We start from the raw sequence: 4,108 nt of genomic DNA on the forward strand, positions 1-4,108 counted from the left end.
TAGCAACAGCTCACCCATGCGGCTCTGACAACGATGTTAACCCGCGTTAAATATCCCACGTTGGCCAGCATCTGTCTCACGGAAAGTCATACTGCCTTACTTTAATCCGTTTTCTGAGCTTAGATTTTTCTGTTCCTACCCAGACCGTGGATTTGGAATTCATTTTTTGTCAGGTCAATGCTAATCGTTAAAACGGCCATAACGCACCTCCACTGGAAGGTTTATCAGTAATATCCTACCGTTGCTTCATGGTCGGGGCGTCCATTCCATTATTATCGGTTTTCCTTTCTGTTTATAAATGAAAACGCCAGCTGTATTCAGGCTGGCGTCAGGAGAAATGAAGCCTGTTGAGTGAGATTCACCGGTTCTGGTGCAGAAGCTGCAGATGGCGCAGGGTAAGGACATCTTCTCTTGCCTGCTTAATACAGGACAACAGTGCTGTTTCTGTGGTTAATGGCACTATACCCTGTATCACTGCATTGTCTTACAGCAACTGGTGAGGGCTGGCATAAGTTGCCGGTGTTTCGGTAGAGTCACGGTCATCCACCACGCGGAGTGAATAACCGTTTTCAGCGGCCTTATTAATCAGTTCAGTGATATTAACACCATCAATGTCAACGACAATGTGTCCCATATCCAGCGCCTGTACGTTAACGCTGTCGGCTTCCAGTGTCATCATTTCGCCTCCGGATACTTACCCAGGGTAATGTTATTTACCGTTCTGTAATTGTCGCGGGTCATCAGGCCGGTCGCCCTGCGAGCCCGGAGGATATCGATGCTGTTTATTAACTGAGAGCGGGTACAGGCGCTGAATCCCGGCTGGTCGGTACGCACCAGCGCGTATTTTTCCACGAGAAAGTTCACCGCATCACACAGTGAAATGCCTGCCTCAATATGCTGCTCAATCACACGTTCATCGGCAAAAGGTGTGTCATTCAGTGTGAGGCCATAGTGCTGGTCCAGCAGTCGGGACAGCAGTATCTGCCAGATTTCAACAGGAGACGGGCGAGAACTGGCCGCCTGCCCGGGTAATACAGGTAATGTTTTCATACTGAAGATTTTCCTGATATGCAGATATAAAAATGGAAAAGTGGCGTGGTGAAAACACCAGGCCGTAGCAGAAGGCTATTCTGGAGAGTTAATTTTTCATTTCGGGCGTCGGATAAACAGCCAGATAAACGTAACCACAACTGCTGAGGGTATCGGCTTTGCAGGTCAGCCCTTTTGCATACAGCGTGACGGTATGCTGATGGCGGGGATTCAGTTCACCGCTGGTGAGCATGAGTTCCAGTTGTTTCATCAGCAGCGGAAAGGCCTGGTCCAGGTGGTACGCATCTGCATCGCTGAACAGGCCTCTGATACCGGCGCGGTCGGCAAGGTAATGCAACCGGTTACCCTCCTGCACCAGACGTGCCCCGAAACAGGGCGTCACGGTGCAGGGCAGCCCCCACCAGGGGCGGTCGTGATTGTCGTCGGGAAGTGTTGTCCCGGAGAGTGTGTCTGACACGATAAAATCCTTACAGAAAATCGGCTAAGAATGGTCCGGTAGTGGCGATAATTCTGCTCATCAGAATTCCCACTCAGTTCAGGGTGACGCTCATCAGCCGGACATACGGACCAAAACTGTCCTTACGGCGTTCAGCAAACACGGCCAGCACACCGGGAATATCCTGCACTTCACGACCGGTATACGCTTCAGCACTGCCGTGCCAGCGGTATTTACCGGTACAGAACGGAAAAAGACGGGATGTCGGATGTTGTTGGTGAATACGCATGGCTTCACCACGGGTGATAATTTTCATAATGGGATACCTCTGAAGACAGAAGATAAAAGTGAAAACAGGTGTGATGTGGTTGTGAAGGGTTAAAGCAGACCATGTTCGGCAAAGGAGAAAACCTGGTTGCCACCGACTATCAGATGGTCCGGCACCCGGATATCCACCAGGCCCAGTGCCTGTACCAGACGTTCGGTGATAAGCCGGTCTGCCTTACTGGGTGTGACTTCACCGGACGGGTGATTGTGTGCCAGTACCACGGCAGCGGCATTGTGGTACAGGGCGCGTTTAATCACTTCCCGGGGATGGACTTCCGTGCGGTTGATGGTGCCGGTGAAGAGGGTTTCACCGGCAATCAGCTGATTCTGGTTGTTCAGATACAGCACCCGGAATTCTTCACGCTCCAGTCCCGCCATGTTCAGAATCAGCCATTCCCGTGCTGCACGGGTGGAGGTGAAGGTCACGCCGGGTTCATGAAGATGGCGGTCCAGGGTTTTCAGGGCCCGTTGAATGAGGCTGCGCTCGCCGGGAGTCATCTCTCCGGGCAGAAAGGAAAGTTGTTGCATTGTGCTTCTCTCCATTCAGTCGATGATGCGCATAATGGCGCTGCATTCCGGATGCTGCAGGGCGTAATCCCGCAACCGGTAATAATGGACCGTCATGGCATAATTCTCCGTACGACAGGCATGATGACTGTACGTCATCAGACAGGCGGCAATACCGGCGGCTTCCGGGCTCATTTCTGCGCGGTTACCGTTCATGGCATTGAACAGTACCCATGTTTCGTCATCATCGTCATCCGGTTCGGGTGCCATAAATGCCCCGCCGTTGTTCAGGGTGTACAGATTCCAGATACCACCGCAGTAGTCTTCGCACAGACGGTCCATCCAGCCGAAGACACGGGGCTCCAGGGTCACCCACTGTGGAATGAGGCCAAAATGCTGCGGCCAGAAGTTGATGCGCTGTTCATCAGGGACGAGGCTGGCAACCAACTGAGGCGGATTATTCTCTGGTGTTGTAGCTGAATAAATTGTGGGGGTATTCTGAGAAACGGTTTTCATGAGATAACTCCTTAAATAACAAATAAATGTGTGTTTTTCAGGAACGAAAGCTGAATGATTCCCTCACTCAGGGAAACGGCATCAGCGCAGGCTCTCCAGCATCGTTTCTGCCATCACCCACAATGCGCGATTGAGCTTAATGTCGGTATCAATGCTGTGAATGGCCCGGGTATGGATACGTTTTCCTTTTGCACTGCGACCGGAAATCCCGCCTTTCAGCATATTCTCCTGGATGGTCTGATATGCGCTCCACAGGTCCTTACCGTAATCCTCCCGGCGTCGCGGCGTCAGAATGTCGGCGGTGGTGACGGGCTGATGTTCGTCACCATAACGGTAAGTCAGTGCCGCCTGTGCCAGCGCCTGGCGTGCCGGTGGCGGCAGGACCAGCGACTGCATGGCATCACGCTTCTCCTCTATCCGGTCAAACACGCCCACCACCTCGTAAGCCCCTTCGATAACTTTCTCCACTACATTTCCCCGGTGTGGAACACGCACTTCCCCCAGAGACTGGCCACAGACGCACCCGTTCTGGCAGACGAACCTGAAGTAACCCGGCAGCATCTGGTAGCTGGAGGTACCGTCATGAGAGTTGAGCAGAATAATTTCAGGGACATGTTCTCCGTTTATCTCTCCGGCCCGCCGCAGACGCAGCATGTGTTTTGTGTATCCCCGGCGGCCCGGGTCGCGCACACGGGTCTGGCAGGCGAAGAACGGCTGAAAGCCTTCCCGCTGCAGATTTTCCAGGACGGTAATGGTGGGAATGTACGCATACCGTTCACTGCGGGAGGTGTGCCGGTCTTCCCCAAAAATACTGGGTACATGGCGTATCAGTTCTTCATGTGTCAGCGGACGGTCACGGCGTATCTGGTTTGCAGCATAACCAAAACGACTTGCTAGACTGGCCCCCTGAATCTCCAGACAACCAGTATCACTTAAATAAGTGATAGTCTTAATACTAGTTTTTAGACTAGTCATTGGAGTACAGATGATTGATGTCTTAGGGCCGGAGAAACGCAGACGGCGTACCACACAGGAAAAGATCGCAATTGTTCAGCAGAGCTTTGAACCGGGGATGACGGTCTCCCTCGTTGCCCGGCAACATGGTGTAGCAGCCAGCCAGTTATTTCTCTGGCGTAAGCAATACCAGGAAGGAAGTCTTACTGCTGTGGCCGCCGGAGAACAGGTTGTTCCTGCCTCTGAACTTGCTGCCGCCATGAAGCAGATTAAAGAACTCCAGCGCCTGCTCGGCAAGAAAACGATGGAAAATGAACT

Annotated in this window: 8 protein-coding genes and 1 pseudogene; 1 reads left to right on the forward strand and 8 read right to left on the reverse strand. The window is 52.5% G+C overall.

What is annotated here, in order from left to right; translation table 11 throughout:
- Positions 1-358 precede the first annotated feature (358 nt).
- The 8 genes and pseudogenes from BFF42_RS26925 to BFF42_RS12115 all read right to left on the reverse strand — a co-directional run.
- Positions 359-451, reverse strand: a pseudogene (locus BFF42_RS26925) (DUF957 domain-containing protein); the annotation flags it as partial.
- 33 nt (positions 452-484) lie between these two features.
- Entirely contained in the window at positions 485-679 is a 195-nt protein-coding gene (locus BFF42_RS12085) for a DUF5983 family protein (RefSeq protein WP_000988600.1), read from the reverse strand.
- Complete coding sequence (gene cbtA, locus BFF42_RS12090; RefSeq protein ID WP_000854814.1) at positions 676-1,050, reverse strand: type IV toxin-antitoxin system cytoskeleton-binding toxin CbtA; 375 nt, start codon at positions 1,048-1,050, stop codon at positions 676-678. Before cbtA ends, BFF42_RS12085 begins: the two co-directional genes overlap by 4 nt.
- A gap of 88 nt (positions 1,051-1,138) precedes the next feature.
- Positions 1,139-1,507, reverse strand: coding sequence for a type IV toxin-antitoxin system cytoskeleton bundling-enhancing antitoxin CbeA (gene cbeA, locus BFF42_RS12095; protein WP_039060129.1), 369 nt, complete (start codon positions 1,505-1,507; stop codon positions 1,139-1,141).
- 73 nt (positions 1,508-1,580) lie between these two features.
- Positions 1,581-1,802, reverse strand: coding sequence for a DUF987 domain-containing protein (locus BFF42_RS12100; protein ID WP_000692323.1), 222 nt, complete (start codon positions 1,800-1,802; stop codon positions 1,581-1,583).
- 62 nt (positions 1,803-1,864) lie between these two features.
- Positions 1,865-2,341, reverse strand: coding sequence for a JAB domain-containing protein (locus tag BFF42_RS12105; protein ID WP_012421636.1), 477 nt, complete (start codon positions 2,339-2,341; stop codon positions 1,865-1,867).
- Between the two features lie 15 nt (positions 2,342-2,356).
- Positions 2,357-2,836, reverse strand: a complete 480-nt coding sequence (locus BFF42_RS12110; RefSeq protein ID WP_000860059.1) for an antirestriction protein — start codon at positions 2,834-2,836, stop codon at positions 2,357-2,359.
- An 81-nt stretch (positions 2,837-2,917) separates the two neighbouring features.
- Positions 2,918-3,811 (reverse strand): DUF932 domain-containing protein, encoded by an 894-nt coding sequence (locus tag BFF42_RS12115; RefSeq protein WP_000202517.1) that lies wholly within the window; start codon positions 3,809-3,811, stop codon positions 2,918-2,920.
- Between the two features lie 10 nt (positions 3,812-3,821).
- Between BFF42_RS12115 and BFF42_RS12120 the strand changes: the two genes are divergently transcribed.
- Positions 3,822-4,108 (forward strand): transposase (locus tag BFF42_RS12120; RefSeq protein WP_000567737.1); only part of this gene is annotated, 287 nt, incomplete at its 3' end.

This window comes from Shigella sp. FC1661 (assembly GCF_001712525.1).
GTDB lineage: Bacteria > Pseudomonadota > Gammaproteobacteria > Enterobacterales > Enterobacteriaceae > Escherichia > Escherichia coli.